Below are 788 nucleotides of genomic sequence, written 5' to 3' on the forward strand. Positions count from 1 at the left end.
GGCGGCGGTGTCGGTGTGGGCGCCGCTGGTTCGCCCACCACCCCCGTGAGTCAGCGGCGTGGGCGGACCGTGGACGGTGCCGGTCAGAGCCGCGCGGATGATCTCGCCGGTGGTGGTGATGTGCTGGCGATCAGTTCGCGGCAGGACGAGCCTGAGCAGGGTGACGACCGTGGATCAGGCCCGTGTCCTGCGGCGGGAAGTCCCGTGGCGCACTCCCGATCCACGTGTCCCGCTCCGCCCGGACCTCCGACTGCCGAGCGGCCTCCCGGACGCCGGGCCGCCGCAGCCTGGCGGGGCCCCTCGTACCGCACCCGGGTTTGCCGTGCGCCGCGAGTGACACCGGCCGCCGCATCCGCATGACGCGGCGCCGTCGCGCGCGTGAGGCCCACGGCCGGCGCCTGCCGCCGCGTGCGGGGAAGGACGCCAATGGCCGCGCATGACGTGCCCCCACCGGGCTACGGTGCCGTCATGGACCTCTTCACACGTTCCTGGACGGCCTTACGGAGGGCGGTCGCCGACCTCCCCGACCAGGACTTCGAGCGGCCGTGCGGCTGCGCCGGCTGGCTCGTGCGGGACCTGGTGTGCCACCTGGTCATCGACGCCCAGGACGTCCTGATCACCCTGGCCACCCCGGCCGGGACGGAACCGACCGTGGACGCGGTCACCTACTGGGAGCTCGTCGAGCCCCCGACGGGCGAGGACCCGCTCGACGCGCTCGTCCCCCGGCTCGCCGCGGCGTACGGCGAGCCGCGGTGGCTCAAGTTTCACCTCGACGACGTGGGCTCGGC

At 74.5% G+C, this 788-nt stretch carries 1 protein-coding gene; it reads left to right on the forward strand.

The window, feature by feature from the left end:
* Positions 1-468: 468 nt before the first annotated feature.
* Positions 469-788 (forward strand): maleylpyruvate isomerase N-terminal domain-containing protein (locus VR44_RS28460; RefSeq protein ID WP_045950481.1); only part of this gene is annotated, 320 nt, incomplete at its 3' end.

This window comes from Streptomyces katrae, assembly GCF_000966975.1.
GTDB classification, from domain to species: Bacteria; Actinomycetota; Actinomycetes; order Streptomycetales; family Streptomycetaceae; genus Streptomyces; species Streptomyces katrae.